Here is a 17077-nt window from a genome sequence, read left to right as displayed (position 1 = left end):
ACGACGCCTCGCGGCGAACCTGACTAGGCAGGTTCCTGGGTCGGCACCGGGCGATCCTTGGCCCGCCCGTTGATGACGATCCACGTGAGCCACAGCGTGGCGGCCCACAGCGGCAGCCCCATAACCAATCGCGCGGTTCCCAACCAGCCCACCTGCTCCGTCAGGTACAGCGGAAGCTGGACGACAAGCCGAGCGCCGAACAGCGCAACCCACAGCCACGACGCGAGGTTGTATTCCTTGAGGGCAAGCGGGTCCCCGCGCCACTTGCTCCATCCCTTGGTCTGCCCTGATTCGATCCGCTTCGCATCGTGGAATCCGGCTTTGAAGAGCTCGACGACGACCCCGACCGCCGGCCACCGCGCCATGATCGAAATCAAGATGACCGCCAGGTAGCCGGCGTTTGTCAGCAGGCCCCACAGGTAGTAGTTCTCAGCTTTGCCCGATCTCCACGCCCAAATGACGCCGATTGCGATGCCTGCCACCCCGGAGAGCGCTTGTGTCAGGGACGAGCGCTGCGCCAGCCGGACGACCACCGCCAAAAGCGCCGCGGCTCCCGCGGCGATGATGGGGGGTCGCAGCTCGTTAGTGAGAACGAACACTATGACGAATAACGTGCCCGGCAGCATCGATTCGATCAGCCCGCGGATGCCCCCCACCGCCGCCAGCGGGTCGAATTCGTCGGCAGTCAGCGACTTTATCCCGGACTCATTCGCCACTGTCGTGTCCCTGCTTTGCGCACAACTCGTAACTCGGATTGAAGATCGTCGGGATCGACTGCGCCGTGTTAACGAAGCCGCGCGCCCTGATGATTCCGCCGGGGACGACCCCGGCCAGTGTCCGCCTTCCCAACCACACGAGGCGAATCGAGGCGGTTCCATCGGAAACCTCGGCCTCGAACGAAGGCGCGCTCGAGTGGGGCTGCACCGTGATCGAGCGGATCCGCCCGACGATCACCGTGCGCCCGCGCCCGCAAGCCTGCTTACACGTCGCGACCGGCCCACCGTGGAGGAACTGATCGAGGCCGTCGGCGTCAGCAGCCTGCTCGCGCGGCGTGAAGTAACCGCGAACGCGGGTGGCCAGGCTCATCGCACCTCGGTGATTTCGGGTCCGCGTTCGAGCGGGTTGAAGTCCTTATCCGTTGCACCTTGCGGCGCAGCGGGCCGTTGCCCGGCGACCACCGGTGCGGTTAGCGGCAGTATCTCTCGCGGTGGGCGCGCCTCGGAGCCGCGCACGACCACCGTGCCGGCGATCAGGGATTCCACCTGCTCGGCCGCCGCCGCCGCGGTCGCGCCCTCGCCTGTGATGACAGCGCGCAGCATCCACCGCGGCCCGTCGATTCCGATGAACCGCGCGGGAGCATGGCCGTGGTTGCCGCCGCGGGCAGTGCGCACCGGAATGCGGGCTTGTAGTTCCTTGCCGAACGGTCCCTGTACCACATCCGCGAATCCGCCGTCAGCGGTCAGTGACGCCGCGATCTCGTCGCGCACCTCGTCCCAGATCCCCGCGCTCTTGGGCGCGGCGAAAGCGTTGAGTTGCAGGTTCGTCTTGCCGACCTCGATCGCGATGCCCCCGATGACATCGTTGGGGTCGGACTGCAACCGCACGTTCATGCCGTCGATTCCGGGCACCCGCAAGACCCCAAAATCAATCAGGTTGCCAAGTTCCGGCCGCTCCGCGACGTCGTAGGGCCCGCTCTTTGCGGTTGCGTCCGCTACGGTGTCGACGGCGCCGTCCCCGGTCGCCTCGTCGCCCGCTACCGCGGGCTTTTCCGCTGACTTCTTTCGACCAAAGAGTCCCACGCCGGTCACATCTCCTTTGTTGATCGGACGCTACGCCTGCGCGCCTTCGCCCGGTCCCACGCCGTACACATCATTGCAAGGTTACTCTGAATTGTCCGCGCATCCGCACCCCACCGCGGCCGCGCTGACACGGGTACCGCGACGCGGCAATACCGCGCCCTCATCACCTGCCGGAAGAACCGAATCCGCCATCCCCACGATCCGAACCGGGAAGTTCCTGAGCCGCGATGAAACGCGCCCTGGTTACCTCCTGGATGACCAGTTGCGCGATCCGATCCCCGCGACGCAGGACGATCGGTGTCGTGGGGTCGGAGTTGTACAGGGCGACCTTGATCTCACCGCGGTACCCCGCGTCGACGGTGCCCGGCGCGTTGACAATCGTGAGGCCCTGCTTTATCGCCAATCCGGAACGCGGATGCACCAATGCCACATAGCCGTCGGGCAGCGCGATCGAGATCCCGGTCGGAACCAGCGCACGGGTCAGTGGAGCAAGCTCCACGTCTTGCGTCGTGACAAGGTCCGCACCCGCATCCCCGGGGTGTGCGTACGCCGGGAGCGAGGCGGCCTCGTCCAGGATTTTTACCAGTACCTCGGTGCAGCTCATGCCGCGCACTCTGTGCACACCTGCTGGCCGTCCTTCTCGTATGCAAGCTGGCTGCGGTGATGCACGAGGAAGCAGCTGGTGCAGGTGAATTCGTCCGCCTGGCGCGGCAGAACGCGGACAGAAAGCTCTTCACCCGACAGGTCGGCGCCGGGGAGTTCGAATCCTTCCGCGGCTTCTGTCTCGTCTTCGTCAACGACGCCGGATGATTTGTCTGATCGACGCGCCTTCAGCTCCTCGATCGAGTCCTCGGAGAGGTCCTCTTCGGTCTTGCGGGGTGCGTCGTAATCGGTGGCCATTAGTGATCTCACGCTCCGTCCATCTCGGCAGTTGCGAGAATGATAATTGAACTGTCGCCCTACTCAAGCACCGGCGAAGCATTTTTGTTCCCGGCCGCGCCAGCATTGTTGCTCATTGGCGGCGAAAATGCACATCGACCACGACCTTTGCCTAATCCAGCGGCTCCGCATCGCGATCCGCACCGGCGGCAGCAAGCAGGCCCGCGAGCTGGTCCGCAACCACGTGCGCGCCCGCGACAAGCATTTGCCCACTCGGCGCCTTCCCGCGCAACCCAATCACCTGGCCTCCCGCCTCCTCGACCAGCAGGCCACCGGCCGCGAAATCCCACGGATACAAGCCGCGTTCATACATGGCGTCGAGATTGCCCGCGGCGACCCTGCAAAGATCCAAAGCTGCCGACCCGATGCGGCGGATGTCCCTGATGCGCGGCAGGACGGTGACCAGCGTCTGCGCCTGCACGATCCGGCGCCGCGGGTCGTATCCGAACCCTGTTCCCACCAAGCAATGCCCCAATTCCTTGGCGCCCGGCATCGTGAATTTCACTCCCTCGCGCCTGGCGCCGTTGCCGCGAGCCGCATGCCACGTAATCGCCCCGGGAACGTCGTGCACGGCCCCGGCCAATGCCGTCCAGCCGCCCACCGTCATCTCCCCGGCGACCGCAGCGATAGATACGGCAAACGATCCGAGCCCGTACAGATAGTTAACGGTCCCGTCGATGGGGTCCACCACCCAGGTTATTCCCGTATCGCTCGTGTCGGGATCGGATTCTTCGCCGTAGAAGCCATCCCCTGGGCGCACCCGGGCGAGCCTGTCCCTGATTAGCGCCTCGACCGCGCGATCCATGGCCGTCACGACATCCGTGTCGGTTGTCTTGGTCGCCGCGACCTCCACTGTGGCCGGGGCATTCGCGCGAATGTACTCGCCCGCTTCCCGCGCGATGTCGACGGCGATGCGTTCAAGTTCACGTGCCCGAACTGGCGAATCTTCATCCATGGCTTCGATGGTATCCGCGCAGCGTGAACGGCAGGTGAATGTTGGCGCCACTCCGCATGGCAACCGCGATCACCGCAACCCGCGTGGCACCCTTAGTTGCACGGCATGCCTATAGCACCCGCGTGGGTGCGGGTACGACAAGGAGGCTCAATGTCTGTGAACCGCGGCAGTGGATCGTCCGATGCGTCGCAAACGGGGACGATCATTGACCTGTCACTGGTCGGATTGCATACGGACGGCGAACACCTGGTGCTCAAGGCCGCGGGTAACACGCGCTTCCTGCTCCCGATCAACGATGAGCTGCTGGCGGCAGTCCGCGGCGACCGCGCCCGCCTCGAATTGCTGCAAAATGCCGATACGATCAGCCCCCGCGAGATTCAGGGACGGGTGCGCGCGGGCGACAGCGCGGACAAAATTTCGCAAGAATCCGGGATACCTATCGGGCACATTCACCGCTACGAGCGCCCAGTTTTGGACGAGCGGGCCTTCGTTGCCCGCCAGGCGCGTTCCGCAACGGTCGGAACGCAATCGGACGCCCCCGAACTCGGCGATCTGGTCACGGACCGGCTCGCATCGCGCGAGGTCGACATCGCATCGATCGAATGGGATGCCGTCAAGCCGCCGGGCGGTCGATGGCGCGTGATTGCTCGCTACATGGTCGGCGCGGAGCCGACCGCGGCAACGTGGACGTTCGATCCACGAACCATGGTTCTCACGGCAATTGACGACGAGGCCCGCTGGCTTTCCGAAACGGCGATCATCGACGAGCCCATTCCGCGCCGCCGCCACCTGTCGTCGGTGCGCGACGAACCGTTCGACGTGCAGGCATTCCCGGACGGCGCTGCGCCTGCCGGCGCAGACAGCGTCGCTCCCGTCTATTCCCTCGAAACCGGGCAAATCAAGGCGGTGGTCGACACCGAGGCGCTGCTCGATGATTTGGCCGCGCGGCGCGGCGTGCGACAACCGGTCGAGGGGCCATGTGACGAATCCGCAGGCGATGTTTCCGCGGGCGGTTCCTCTGCCGTCGTACCGCTGACGGGTGCTATCCCCGTCCGCGCGACGGACGGCGCGGACGCCGCCGGTGCCGCGGACGTGGCCGATACTCACGGATCGGAATCCGACACCGTCGCGCGTGGCGCGGGCGCCGCTGCGGCACCGACCGCGCGTGCGACGGCCGACGCAGACGCGTCCCCCGAGGCGCAGCCGGAACTCGAGCTCGGCGACAGCGTTCCACCGGCCGAGCAGGCGCGGTCGGCAAAGGGCAACCGGCGCCAGCGGTCACAAATGCCGACCTGGGATGAAATTGTCTTTGGTGCGAAGACGGATTAGGCTCCAAGTTTCGTACGGTGCTCCAATCCCGGGGCATGGATCGATCTCCGGCGTCGTGGGCTTGCCATGCGGCGCGACCCATACGAAAGATGATGATGCTTCGCCTGCCGGCCCCACGCGTTCTAGTCAGCCTCGCAATCGTCGCGGCGGTGTCCTCGACGGGGACCGTCGCCGTCGCCGCACCAACGACGGGCGATCCGTCCGTCACGGTTGCCCCGGTCGCCGTCGAGGCCACACCGCTCGCGGGCGCGGACGGCTCGGAGCCCGCAGCGCCGAGCAATGTCACGGCCGCTGACGCGGATGGGGATGCGGGCACGGACCCCGCCACCGACACAGGCACGAACCCCGGCACCGACACAGGCACGAACCCCGCGAAACCCAAGCCGGCTATCGCAAAGATTGCGAACCGGAAGGCCACCGCCGGGAAATCGTGGAAGGTGTCCGTGAAGGTGAAGAACCCTGTCGCCGGCAAGCTCGAGCTACAGCAACGCAAGAACGGCGCATGGGTCACCCGAAAAAGGCAATCCGTGGCGGGCAAACAAGCGGTCGCGACCGTTGTCTTCACCATGCGTCAGCGCGACCGGTTCTGGTACGCGCTGGCCTCGTCCAAATGGCGCGTTGTCCTGCGCAACGCAGCGAAATCGACTGCCGCTACCGGCTCCGTTTTCAAACTCACCGTCAGGCCGCGCTACGCACCCAGCAAGCGCTACTACCAGCCCAAAACTTCGATCGCGCAAAGCCCCGGGATCGGATATAACCTCACCCGCGGTATGAACGGCATGAAGGTCTCCAAGGTGCAGAAGGCTCTCGGAATGGGATCGCGGTGGGAGACCATGGACTACGCCACCATTTCGCGCGTCAAGGCCTTTCAACGCAAACATGGCCTGCGGGCGAATGGCGTTGTGAACCTCAAGACCTGGCTCGCCCTGGGGCTCAAGAAGAGCGATTGGTACGGTCTCGACACGTGGCATGCCCCCGTGCAGGTGGGGCTGGACGCGACACGCAAGCAGCGCGTTGAAGCCATGGTCGGATACGCGCTAAAGTACCGCAAATCGCACTACGTGTGGGGAGGCGCGGGTTCCGTAAAGGACGGAGCCGATTGCTCAGGGATGATCCTACAAGCGCTCTACGCGGCGGGGATAGATCCCCGCCCGATCACCACCGTCAAGCATTCCCTGCCTTTGTACAGGTCCTCCCGGGAGCTCATGAAGCTCAAGCGTTTCAAGCACGTCCCGCTATCGCAACGCCGTCGCGGTGACATCATTTTCTATGCGCACGGCAGCGCCCCCATATCCCACGTATCGCTTTACCTGGGAAACGGAAAGATCATTGAGTTGCTGCCCGGCGGGCCGGTGGTCAGGAACTTCTCGCGGAGCACCGGATCCGGGACCGCAAAATCGGTGGTCGTGCGGCCGTTTCCGTAAGCATCGCGATTGCGCAGCTGGCGTGCGGAACGCGCGCCAGCTGCGCAATATGCCTCAGCAGGGCGCGATGTCTTAGCAAGCGATCGGCGTTAGGCGTGCGGAACGCGCGCCAGCTGCGCATCGGCTACTAGTGCCCCCAGTCGTGAAAGGGTACGGAAGTACTTCTTGCGGTAGCCGCCGCGCAGCATTGCCGGAGTGAATAGCTCGGCATCCGTTGTTGGACCAGAAAGAACGACCGGGACGTCGCGGTCGTAGAGCCGGTCCACCAAGACGACAAAACGTAGTGCATCATTCTGATTGGCGATCTGCGTCACGCCGGTGATCCCCAGCGCGCCAATGCCGTCGAGCATCGCGCCGTACTGGCTCGGGTGAACCCGCGCGAGGTGATCCATGACACCGGACCACGCGTCCTTCGTCACGACAAGCCCCGCCGCCGCTAGGTCGGCCAATCGCTGCTCCCCCTCGCCGTCGGCAACCACGAGAGCGCTCGTAAGCGCGGTGCGGTGCCGAAAATCGTTGCCGTCGATCCGCAGCACTTCGAACCGCCCCGCGAGCGCCTGGATCTCGCGCATGAAGTCGTCGGCGGCGAATCTTCCCTCCCCCAGCGCCTCGGGAAGAGTGTTAGATGTGGCAACCAATGCAACACCGCGATCCGCCAATTCACGCAGCAATCGGGCCATGAGAACCGTGTCGCCGGGATCATCGAGCTCAAACTCATCGATGCACACGACCCGATATGCGCTCAGCGCTTCGACGGTGGCCGCGAAGCCCAGCGCGCCGACCAGGTTCGTGTACTCCACGAATGTTCCGAATGCGGCGCCTCCCGTACCCACTTCGTGGGCGAGCGAGGCGAGCAGGTGCGTCTTACCGACGCCAAAACCCCCGTCGAGGTAGAACGCTGGCGTTGCATGCTTACGCCCGAATAGGGCGCCAATGCCCCTTCGCTGCGGCACGCTCAGGGACTTTGCCAATTGCGTCAGGCGGTCACGAGCCGCTGCCTGCGACGGGTGGTTAGGGCTCGCCACATACGTCCCGAAATTCTCGCCGCGAAAGTGTGCGGGCGGAACCAATTCAGCGATCAACCGGGAGGCAGGAACGGCGGGGTGCCGCGTCGTCAACGACTCAAATGGGACCAAAGTCACGTGCCAAATCTACTCGTAATGTCGAGAGCAACGCCACTGTGGACGTCAGAATCCCGTGGTCGATACCTGCGGATAGTGCCTGCGGAACTTTCTGACCTGGTTGATCAGCGCAAGCCCAACGTATCGCCCGCGCTTGAAACTGCGGTCGGCGCGGTACCACAGGGGGCGGGCCACGTGACCAGACCGAGCCAGAGAGGACACCGTAGACCGCAGCTGCGGGTCGACGATGTACCGCAAAAGCAACCTAACCGGCACGATCGAATACAGAACTTGGTTAGTCACCGTCACCGGTTCAACCGCTTGGCGGTTCACAAGGTCTTCCACGACGAACCTGGCCGGGTTGGCTCCCGCCGCTGTCACGTAGTAGTTGTTGCGCCCGATTCGTGGGTTCACCTCGAAGAAGCGGTACTGCCCGTCACGCGGATCGAGTTTGACGTCGAAGTTTGCGAATCCGCGGTACCCGATTGCTTCAAGCATCCGGCGCGCGGGCTCAAGAATCTGCGGGATTTCGGTCGTGAACATCGCCGCGGGGTTACCCAGTCCTGACGGGGTGTGTTCCTCAAGCAGGACGTGGGCGGAGCACAGGAGCGTCGCCTTGCCATGCGAGTCCACGTATGCCGTGATCGACCGCATACCCGTATCATCACCCGGAATAAGATCCTGGACCACAAACTTCCCCGCGTATCCGGCGGCTCGCAGCCGCGCCCAAAGATCATCGAGCTCCGCTTGCGACCCGATCTCGAAGACCTTTGCTTTTCCGGGGAACTCCACCTCTTGGTAGTCGGCGCTACTGGCCGCCTTCGCAATCACCGGGAAGTCGAACGGAACATCGGCGCGCACCCACTGCGTCGCGGGCACGCCGAAATCCTGCACCACGGTGCCCGGCACCGGGATACCGTGCCGCCTGGCCACCTCCGTAAAGCTTGCCTTGTCGCTCAGCAGGTCCAAGAGTTCTGAGCTGAGAAACGGCAGGTGATAGTGCGGCGCCAATTCGTCGCGGTGCTCGACGACCTGCCGCACCAACCAGTCGCTGTTCGCGAGCAGCAGCAGCGGAGCGCCCGCGTGCTGGTCGGCAACAGCCAGTAGTTCATCCACCAATTGCCGCGGATCGTGCCCATCGGCGACGACCCGATTGTCGATGATCTTCGAATTGGCGATGGGGCCGAGCACGGCGCCGCTGACGACTATCGACTTCACGGCATATTGCGCGTGAAAGGCGCGCGCAAGCGCATACACGCCAATGTCCGCGCCCAAGATAACCGGCTGTACCGGCGCCGCACTCGCCTGCATCATGACTCCTGCGTCTCGCTACGGTCGCCCGACCACTCGGTGTGGTAGACGCCCGGGGCATCCGTGCGGTGATAGGTGTGCGCACCGAAGAAGTCCCGCTGCGCCTGGATCAGGTTGGCGGGCAGGCGATTTGCGCGCACGCCGTCGTAGTACGACAGCGATGAGGAGAAGGCCGGTACGGGGACCCCGTTCGAGGCAGCAAGCGCAACGATACGGCGCCACGATTCCAGGCCATCGCCGACGACCTTCGCGAAGTACTCATCGGCCAACAGCAGCGGTAGCTCCGGCTGGCGCTCGTACGCCTCGGTGATGCGGTTCAGGAATTTGGCACGGATGATGCATCCGCCCCGCCAAATCCGCGCCATCGCACCGCGATCGATGTTCCAGTCGTGTTCGGCCGACGCGGCAGCGATCTGATCGAACCCTTGGGAGTATGCGACCACCTTTGACGCGTAGAGTGCGCGGCGGACGTCCTCGATAAACGCGTCGCGGTCTGAGATATCCCACTGCCCCGCGTTGGCGGGCAACGCCGCCTGCGCGGCCACGCGTTGGGGGACCGACCCCGAAAGCGCCCGCGCGAAAGTCGCTTCCGCGATGCCGGTGATCGGAACGCCCAAGTCGAGGGCGTTCTGAACCGTCCAGCGACCGGTCCCCTTCTGCTCGGCTTGGTCGAGCACGATGTCTACGAACGGCCGGCCAGTCTTGGCGTCGGTGTGCCCCAAGACTTCGGCGGTGATCTCAATCAAGAACGATTCCAGATCACCGCTGTTCCACTGCGCAAAGATGTCACCGATGGCCGGCGCCTCGAGGCCGAGACCCTGGCGCAGCAGGTCGTACGCCTCGGCGATCAGCTGCATGTCTGCGTACTCGATGCCGTTATGGACCATCTTGACGAAGTGCCCCGCGCCGTCTGGACCCACATACGTCGCGCAAGGAACACCATCAACCTTCGCGGAGATGTCCTCGAGGATCGGCCCCAGCGTCGTGTACGACTCCTTGGCTCCACCCGGCATGATGGAAGGCCCGTTGAGGGCACCCTCCTCACCACCCGAAACTCCCATGCCGACGAAGTGGATTCCCTTTTGCGCGAGGTCGTGCTCGCGCCGAATGGTGTCGGGGAAGTGCGCGTTTCCGGCATCGATGATGATGTCGCCCTCATCCAGGTGCGGGAGCAGGTCTTCGATTACGGCATCAGTGGCAGCGCCAGCTTTCACCATGACGATGATCTTGCGTGGCCGTTCGATCGACGCAACAAAATCAGCGGTTTCCTTGGACGCAATGAATGTTCCCTCGTCGCCGTGATCGGCGATGAGGGACTCGGTGCGCCCATAGGACCGGTTGTGGACGGCGACCCGGTATCCGTGTCGTGCGATGTTACGCGCAAGGTTGCGCCCCATGACCGCAAGACCGGTCACACCGATCTGTGCCAATTCAGCCATTCCGTTTACTTCCCCTCGTTGATCGTGCAGATTCCACCCGCCAAGGGCGCCGGTCGCAGCGCCACGGCGGAAACACCCCCACAAGCGTAGTCCGCCCGGCGGCAAAATCACGCACCGCGACCCAACCGCCTCGCATCCGCGCGCCTACGCAACCCACGCGACCGCACACCCTATGCTGAGAAAGTGAGGGAACCACAGCCACGCGAAACGCCTGCAGAGTTCATGGCGGCTCTGCATTCATTGCGTGGGGCAGCGGCGCGGCCTGAGATAGAGCTAGCCGAGATCCGTGCTCCGCAACTCATTGCCCCGTTTGCCGTCGCGCTGAGCGGCGATGTCCAAGACATTCTGCCAGACGGGGTTGTGCACGGTCCGGGGCGTCCAGCAGACAGACACCACGGCGATGGCAGATTTGTACTGCTTCACGACCCCGACGGCAACGGGTCGTGGGGAGGGTCCTTCCGGATTGTGGTGCTCGCCCGTTCCACCATGGACCCGGAGCTGGCGGCGGATCCGTTGCTCCCGCAGGTCATGTGGGATTGGCTCGATGATGCCCTGGAAATGTGCGGGGCGGAGAACCACATGCGGGCAGGCACGGTGACCCGCGCGCTCTCCCACAGCTTCGGGGTGCTTGACGACCCCCACGAATCCGTGGAGGTTGAACTGCGGGCGTCGTGGACGCCGCAGGGCGATGACTTCAGTTCCCACCTGACGGCCTGGACGGAATTATTGTGTATGTGTGCCGGATTGGAACCCGGCCGGGAACGGATCTCGGTGGTGAAGTCATGAGCGAAACCGCCGCCGAACCGCGCCTTACACCGCTGACCGCGCCCGCCGACGGCGTACCGCCGGTCCTTACTCTCCCCCATCAGTTGCGCGGTGCGGTAGCCGACTTTGCCGCAGGCACCGGCCCGATCGCGATCGACGCTGAGCGGGCCTCCGGCTACCGCTACGGCCAGCATAACTACCTGGTCCAGATGCGCAGAGCGGGAGCCGGCACCGTCTTGCTCGATCCGATCGCTCTCCCGGATTTGCACTCCTTCACCGACGCCGCAGGCGACGCCGAATGGGTTTTCCACGCAGCTACACAGGACCTGTGGCCGCTGCGCGAACAGGGAATCGAGCCCCGCCGCATTTTCGATACGGAGCTCGCCGCCCGCCTCTTGGGAATGCCGCGGGTAGGCCTCGCCGCGGTCGTTGCCGATCTGCTCGGGCTCTCGCTTGCCAAAGAACACTCGGCGGCAGACTGGTCCACCCGCCCGCTGCCGGATTCTTGGCTGGTGTATGCAGCGCTCGATGTCGAGGTCCTCATCGAGTTGCGTGACGAACTTGCAAAGCGGCTCGCCGCGGCGGGCAAGCTGGAGTGGGCGTATCAGGAATTTGCGCACGAGTTGGCGGCCCCACCCCACGAACAGCGCCCCGAGCCGTGGCGGCGAACCTCGCGCATCACCGATGTCAAGGGCCGACGAGCGCTCGGCGTCGCACGGGAACTGTGGGAGGCGCGAGACTCAATCGCGCGCAGGCAAGACGTCGCCGCCGGGAGGATTCTGCCCGATCGCGCAATCGTCGCCGCCGCCATCAAGCAACCTCGAACGGTGCCGGACCTGCTGCGCATCCGGGAGTTCACGACGAAGGCGGCCCGCACGCGGGCTCCATTGTGGCTTGAAGTGATTGGGCGCGCGCTGGCCCTGCCAGAAGATGCCCTGCCATCGAGCCGCGGCCCCGCTTCGGATGCTCCGCCGCCACCGCGCACCTGGGCCGAACGCGCCCCGCATGCGGCCGAGCGTTGGGAATCCGTCCGACCGGCCGTGATTGCTCGCGCCGAGGAACTGAACCTGCCGGTAGAGAACCTCTTGCAGCCGGATACGCTTAGAAGGCTGTGCTGGGACGAATCGATTGGAGCCGACCTCGTTCCCGAGTTCCTGGCTGCGCGCGGGGCGCGTCCCTGGCAGATCGAGCAGGCTGGCCCGATCATCGCGAAAAACCTCTAGCCCAATTAGATCTTCGCGCGAGCCGTTGCTATCGCCGGAACCGAACCCGGTAGTCGCCTCACCTGGCGCCTATTTCACGTAGAAGCCGCGCGCCCGGAACTGGTCGCGTACTCGCTCCACGAGTTCCGGCTCGGGGGGTTCGGTGTCCTCAAGCTGGTACTTGTATCCGAGAGATTCCCACTTGTCGCGCCCCATTTGGTGGAAGGGAAGTACCTCGACGCGGGACACGTTATCTGGCCACCGCGCGATGATGTCGGCAACCGCTTCGACGTTGTCGTAGGCATCCGTCAGGCCGGGGACCAGCACAAACCGCGCCCACACCTCGATGCCCGCGGCCGCGAGCCGGTCCCCAAAATCGATCGTTGGCTGCAATTCCCGGCCGGTGGTTGCCTTATAGGTCTCGGGGATGCCCGATTTCACGTCCAGCAGGACCAGGTCAATGTTCTGCAGCATCTCGTCGGTGCAGTTCGCGCCCAGGTAACCGGAGGTGTCGATGCATGTGTGGATGCCCAGATCGTGCGCGCCCTTGAGGATGGTGGCGGCGAACCGGGGTTGCATCAACACCTCGCCGCCAGAAAGCGTCACCCCGCCCCCGGTGGCCTTGAAAACCGGGCGGTATCGCTTGAGCTTCTTGATGAGAGTGTCGGCCGTAACGGGTTCGCCGTCCTTCATCTTGAAGGTATCCGGATTGTGGCAATACAGGCAGCGCAGCGGGCATCCTGCCATGAAGACCGTCATGCGAGTGCCCGGGCCGTCCACGGCTGTAACTAGCTCCCAGGAGTGCACCGACCCGAGTTGGCCGGTTCGCATCATGTTGAGGCGGTCCTTGTGGTCGACATCGGTCACGGCAAGACCCGTTGTCCCGGCGCCCATGGTCCGGCGTTGCGGCGCCTCAAAGTCCTGATCGCGCCGTTCGGGTGCGTCCGGGTCCAGGTCGAATGGCATTCCGAGGTAGATCGAGCTTCCGTCCGAAGCGCCCTGCATGTCGTATGCCATCAGTCGTCACCTTTCCCGTGGGCACAAGCCGCCCTCATGTGTTCCTTGCGTAGCACGATGGCCGCTAGCGCCCTGTAAGCGCGCTAGCGGCCATCGCAGGTTCCTGCTATGAGTCTATGCGGCTCACGCGGAGTGGTGGAACGTCCGCGAGAGAACGTCCAGTTGCTGCTCTTTAGTGAGCTTGACGAAGTTCACCGCGTAACCCGAGACGCGCACCGTCAGGTTCGGGTACTTCTCGGGGTGCTCGATTGCGTCCTCAAGGGTTTCCTTGTTGAGCACGTTGATGTTGGCGTGGTATAGGCCCTGGCCTCCGCCGTCCTGCTCCTTCTTCGCCTTCATGTCGGCCACACGCTCTGCATAGGTCTTTGTTGCCATTGTTCTCATGCCTCCTCGGTGCCGGTGAAGCCAGCGTCCAAAATTCCGACCAGGTTTGCGACCTGTTCGCCCTTGTCCCGACCCAGTCCGGTCGGGGTGATCGTGTTGGTCAGCGAAATGCCGTCCAGTGCGTCGTTGTAGTCGAGCTTGCCGACCGACAGCATCGACGCGACCATGCCGTGCGTGTCCATGCCGTTCTCGGGGTTGGCACCCGGGGAGAAGGGCGTGCCCTTTTCGTGACCGGACGGGAACGCGCCCGTGGCCTTGCCGTAGACGACATTTGACGTGATCGTCAGCACCGACTGCGTCGGTACCGCGTCGCGGTACAGCTTGATGGCGCGAATCTTCGCCATCACGGTGTGGACCACGGTGGCCGCGATCTCATCGGCGCGGTCATCGTCGTTTCCATACACGGGGAAGTCACCCTCCGTGATGTAGTCAACGACAAGACCGGTCTCGTCGCGCACGGGCGTGACCTTGGCGTACTTGATGGCAGACAGCGAGTCGGCGACAATCGAGAGTCCCGCGATGCCGCAACCCATCGTGCGAACGATTTCGTCGTCGTGCAACGCCATCTCGACGGACTCGTAGGCGTACTTGTCGTGGCAGTAGTGAATGATGTTGAGTGCCTCAACGTAGGTGCCAACGACCCAGTCGAGCATGTCCTCGTACTTTTGCCAAACATCATCAAAGTCGAGCGGCCCATCGCCCTTGACCGGCTCGAAGCCAGTCACGATCTGCTTGCCGCTCATCTCGTCGCGGCCGCCGTTGATCGCGTAGAGCAACGCCTTCGCGGAGTTGACGCGCGCCCCGAAGAACTGCATCTGCTTTCCGACTCGCATCGGGGAAACGCAGCAAGCGATAGCCGCGTCATCGCCCCAGTGCTCGCGGATCTGCGGGTCAGACTCGTACTGGAGAGCCGACGTCTCGATCGAGATGGCCGCGCAGAAGTCCTTGTAGCCCTCGGGAAGGTTGGGGTCCCAGAAAATCGTGATGTTCGGTTCGGGGGCCGGACCCAGGTTGCGGAGCGTCTGGAGGAGTCGGAACGAGGTCTTCGTCACGAGCGGACGGCCATCCTCGCCGAAACCGGCGTCCGACCAGGTCGCCCAGTAGGGGTCGCCAGAGAAGATCTGGTCGTAGTCGATGGTCCGCAGGAAGCGAACGATGCGAAGCTTCAGCACCAGCGCGTCGATGATCTCTTGTGCTTCTTCCTCGGTGAGGGTGCCTTCCTTGAAGTCACGCTCCGAGTAGATGTCGAAGAACGCAGACAGTCGGCCGATGCTCATGGCGGCACCGTCTTGGCTCTTGACCGAGGCCAGGTATCCGAAGTAGGTCCACTGGACCGCTTCCTTGAACGTGGAGGCGGGGCGGGAAAGATCAAATCCGTACTGCTCGCCGAGGTGCTTGAGCTTCTTCAGCGCCTTGATCTGCTCCGAGTGCTCTTCGCGGTACCGTGCCCAGTGCTCGCTGAACGGCTGGTCGGCAACCTTGTCCTTGTCCTTGAGCTTTTCGGCGATGAGGAAGTCGATGCCGTACAGCGCGACGCGGCGGTAGTCACCGATGATTCGACCGCGGCCGTACGCGTCCGGCAGACCCGTGATGATGTGCGACGACCGAGCGGCGCGGATACGGGGGGTGTAGATATCGAAGACCGCGTCGTTGTGAGTCTTCCGGTACTGCGTGAAGATCTTCTTGACCTCGGGGTCGGGCTCCTTACCGGCCTCCTTGATGGCGGTCTCGACCATGCGCCAGCCGCCGTTCGGCATCATCGCGCGCTTCAGCGGCACATCGGTTTGCAGACCCACGATAACGTCATCGTCTTTGCTGATGTAACCAGCGGGGAATGCGTCGATATCCGCCGGGATGTGCGTGTCCACGTCGTAAACACGACGCTCGCGCTCCACCGACAGGTAGTTCTTCTCGAGGTAGTCCCACACCGCGAGGGTCTTTGCTGTAGCACCCGCAAGGAACGAAGCGTCCCCCGTGTACGGCGTGTAGTTCAGTTGGATAAAGTCCCGCACATCGACAGTCTCCTGCCAGATGCCACCTACAAAGCCGCGCCAGGCATCGCTCGTAGCGGAGCCTTGCTCGGACGGTACTGACGTAATGGTCATGACCCTCTCCTTGGGTTCGGTAGATCGGATGTGATCTGGTAGCAACGCTACCGTCCACCGGCGACATTCACCGTGGGACCAATGGCCCGAATAGGACGTAATGGCAATGCGATATGGGTCACATTTCCGCGGGTCCCTCTTCAATCATGCTTGAATTTCCAACAGTTTGCTAGGGGTAAGGCGCAAAATTAGGCCGTTGGTCCCAGTCGGACCGCCGGCCGTGCGCACGCTTTGCGCGCGTGAGCCCTCGAACCGCCAGCACTCCGGGCAGCACCGAATGTCCCTTATGCCCCGGTTGGGGGCGAACTGCGGCCGGACAACGCAGGTCATGCCGATACCATGAGAGGCGTGACTGCCAAGATAGCTGCCCCGAATGAGCGCCCTGTTCACCCCTCCCCCGTGCGCTGGTTTCAACGCCACGGCCGGGTATTCGTGTGGGCGAACCTCATGGGGCAAATGCTCATCATCGTCACCGGTGGCCTCGTCCGCCTGACTGGTTCCGGACTGGGATGCTCCACCTGGCCGATGTGCGAACCCGGGCAATTCACGCCAGTTGCGCACCAGGCCACGACCTATCACCCGTTCGTTGAATTCGGGAACCGAACGATCTCAGGGGTTCTTGTCGCGATCGCCCTCGCCGTCCTGCTGGCGGTGTGGACCGATTCGACGCGCACCCGCGCGTACCGAATGCTCGGCCTGGTTCCCCTCATTGGTGTGCTGGCGCAGGCCATCATCGGCGGCATCACGGTGCTCGCCCACCTCAACCCGGCGATCGTGGGATTCCACATGTTCATCTCGATCGCCCTTGTCGCCTTCTCGGCGTACCTGGTTGCGCGCCACAACGAGGGTGATGGCAGGCCGGTGGCGACCGTGGACATCGTCACCGCCCGAATCACCCGAGCCGTGGCCACCTGGCTGGGCGTGGTCGTGTGCCTGGGCGTCATTGTCACCGGTTCGGGCCCGCACTCGGGCGACGACGAGGTGGCGTATCGGTTCGCGCTGGACCCGGCAGCGATGGCTCGCGCCCACGCCGGGACTGTCTGGATCCTTATTATTGCGCTGGCGATGCTGAGCATCCGGTTGTTGCGCGGCCCGGCCGCTCCACACGGGCCACTGCGGAAATCGGTGGCGGCGATCTGGGTAATTGTCCTGGTCGAGGGAGCCGTCGGCTACACCCAGTATTTCACGGGACTACCCTGGGGGCTGGTCGCCGTCCACATGGCGCTGGCCGCCCTGCTGACGGCGGCCGCCATCTTCGCGGTGACCGCGACCCGAACTCGCGCGTAG

17 protein-coding genes are annotated in these 17077 nt (G+C 64.1%); 5 read left to right on the top strand and 12 right to left on the bottom strand.

Going from position 1 to position 17077, the window contains the following annotated elements; translation table 11 throughout:
• Window positions 1–23 precede the first annotated feature (23 nt).
• The 6 genes from FB389_RS00975 to FB389_RS00950 form a co-directional block, all read right to left on the bottom strand.
• Window positions 24–716, bottom strand: a complete 693-nt coding sequence (locus FB389_RS00975) for a DUF3159 domain-containing protein (RefSeq protein ID WP_246043456.1) — start codon at window positions 714–716, stop codon at window positions 24–26.
• A complete protein-coding gene (locus FB389_RS00970) occupies window positions 706–1086 on the bottom strand; it encodes a single stranded DNA-binding domain-containing protein (RefSeq protein ID WP_142110961.1) in 381 nt (126 codons plus the stop codon). The genes FB389_RS00975 and FB389_RS00970 overlap by 11 nt, the downstream gene beginning before the upstream one ends.
• Window positions 1083–1808 (bottom strand): DUF3710 domain-containing protein, encoded by a 726-nt coding sequence (locus FB389_RS00965; RefSeq protein WP_170207814.1) that lies wholly within the window; start codon window positions 1806–1808, stop codon window positions 1083–1085. The genes FB389_RS00970 and FB389_RS00965 overlap by 4 nt, the downstream gene beginning before the upstream one ends.
• A 154-nt stretch (window positions 1809–1962) precedes the next feature.
• Window positions 1963–2403, bottom strand: coding sequence for a dUTP diphosphatase (dut, locus tag FB389_RS00960; protein WP_142110959.1), 441 nt, complete (start codon window positions 2401–2403; stop codon window positions 1963–1965).
• Complete coding sequence (locus FB389_RS00955) at window positions 2400–2699, bottom strand: DUF4193 domain-containing protein (RefSeq protein ID WP_142113363.1); 300 nt, start codon at window positions 2697–2699, stop codon at window positions 2400–2402. The genes dut and FB389_RS00955 overlap by 4 nt, the downstream gene beginning before the upstream one ends.
• A 151-nt stretch (window positions 2700–2850) precedes the next feature.
• The gene (locus tag FB389_RS00950) at window positions 2851–3693 is read right to left on the bottom strand and encodes an inositol monophosphatase family protein (protein WP_142110958.1); all 843 of its coding nucleotides are present in this window, start codon (window positions 3691–3693) and stop codon (window positions 2851–2853) included.
• Window positions 3694–3843: 150 nt separating this feature from the next.
• Between FB389_RS00950 and sepH the strand changes: the two genes are divergently transcribed.
• Window positions 3844–5022 (top strand): septation protein SepH, encoded by a 1179-nt coding sequence (gene sepH / locus FB389_RS00945; protein ID WP_246043455.1) that lies wholly within the window; start codon window positions 3844–3846, stop codon window positions 5020–5022.
• Between the two features lie 89 nt (window positions 5023–5111).
• Window positions 5112–6446 (top strand): C40 family peptidase, encoded by a 1335-nt coding sequence (locus tag FB389_RS00940; RefSeq protein ID WP_170207813.1) that lies wholly within the window; start codon window positions 5112–5114, stop codon window positions 6444–6446.
• A gap of 89 nt (window positions 6447–6535) precedes the next feature.
• Here FB389_RS00940 and zapE read toward each other — a convergent pair whose 3' ends face one another.
• The 3 genes from zapE to gndA are packed head-to-tail and all read right to left on the bottom strand — an operon-like array spanning window position 6536 to window position 10317.
• Window positions 6536–7588 (bottom strand): cell division protein ZapE, encoded by a 1053-nt coding sequence (gene zapE, locus FB389_RS00935; RefSeq protein WP_246043454.1) that lies wholly within the window; start codon window positions 7586–7588, stop codon window positions 6536–6538.
• A 45-nt stretch (window positions 7589–7633) separates the two neighbouring features.
• Window positions 7634–8881 (bottom strand): carboxylate--amine ligase, encoded by a 1248-nt coding sequence (locus FB389_RS00930; protein ID WP_142110955.1) that lies wholly within the window; start codon window positions 8879–8881, stop codon window positions 7634–7636.
• Window positions 8878–10317, bottom strand: a complete 1440-nt coding sequence (gene gndA, locus FB389_RS00925) for an NADP-dependent phosphogluconate dehydrogenase (protein WP_142110954.1) — start codon at window positions 10315–10317, stop codon at window positions 8878–8880. The genes FB389_RS00930 and gndA overlap by 4 nt, the downstream gene beginning before the upstream one ends.
• Before the next feature lie 183 nt (window positions 10318–10500).
• On the opposite strand from gndA, the gene FB389_RS00920 reads away from it, so the two are divergent.
• Together FB389_RS00920 and FB389_RS00915 are read left to right on the top strand one after the other, a co-directional pair.
• On the top strand, window positions 10501–11103 hold the full coding sequence (locus FB389_RS00920) for a DUF3000 domain-containing protein (RefSeq protein ID WP_246043453.1): 603 nt from the start codon (window positions 10501–10503) through the stop codon (window positions 11101–11103).
• Complete coding sequence (locus FB389_RS00915) at window positions 11100–12305, top strand: HRDC domain-containing protein (protein WP_142110953.1); 1206 nt, start codon at window positions 11100–11102, stop codon at window positions 12303–12305. The genes FB389_RS00920 and FB389_RS00915 overlap by 4 nt, the downstream gene beginning before the upstream one ends.
• A 69-nt stretch (window positions 12306–12374) precedes the next feature.
• Here FB389_RS00915 and pflA read toward each other — a convergent pair whose 3' ends face one another.
• From pflA to FB389_RS00900, 3 genes are all read right to left on the bottom strand, one after another.
• A complete protein-coding gene (gene pflA, locus FB389_RS00910; RefSeq protein WP_246043631.1) occupies window positions 12375–13178 on the bottom strand; it encodes a pyruvate formate-lyase-activating protein in 804 nt (267 codons plus the stop codon).
• A gap of 246 nt (window positions 13179–13424) precedes the next feature.
• Window positions 13425–13685, bottom strand: a complete 261-nt coding sequence (grcA2, locus tag FB389_RS10805; protein WP_281282010.1) for an autonomous glycyl radical cofactor GrcA2 — start codon at window positions 13683–13685, stop codon at window positions 13425–13427.
• Window positions 13682–15790, bottom strand: coding sequence for a pyruvate formate lyase family protein (locus tag FB389_RS00900; RefSeq protein WP_142110952.1), 2109 nt, complete (start codon window positions 15788–15790; stop codon window positions 13682–13684). The genes grcA2 and FB389_RS00900 overlap by 4 nt, the downstream gene beginning before the upstream one ends.
• A gap of 348 nt (window positions 15791–16138) precedes the next feature.
• Between FB389_RS00900 and FB389_RS00895 the strand changes: the two genes are divergently transcribed.
• The gene (locus tag FB389_RS00895) at window positions 16139–17077 is read left to right on the top strand and encodes a COX15/CtaA family protein (RefSeq protein WP_170207812.1); all 939 of its coding nucleotides are present in this window, start codon (window positions 16139–16141) and stop codon (window positions 17075–17077) included.

It is taken from the genome of Rarobacter incanus (assembly GCF_006715765.1).
Taxonomy (GTDB): domain Bacteria; phylum Actinomycetota; class Actinomycetes; order Actinomycetales; family Cellulomonadaceae; genus Rarobacter; species Rarobacter incanus.
The sequence above is the reverse complement of the archived record's forward strand: the minus strand, read 5'-3'. Positions and strand labels throughout refer to the sequence as shown.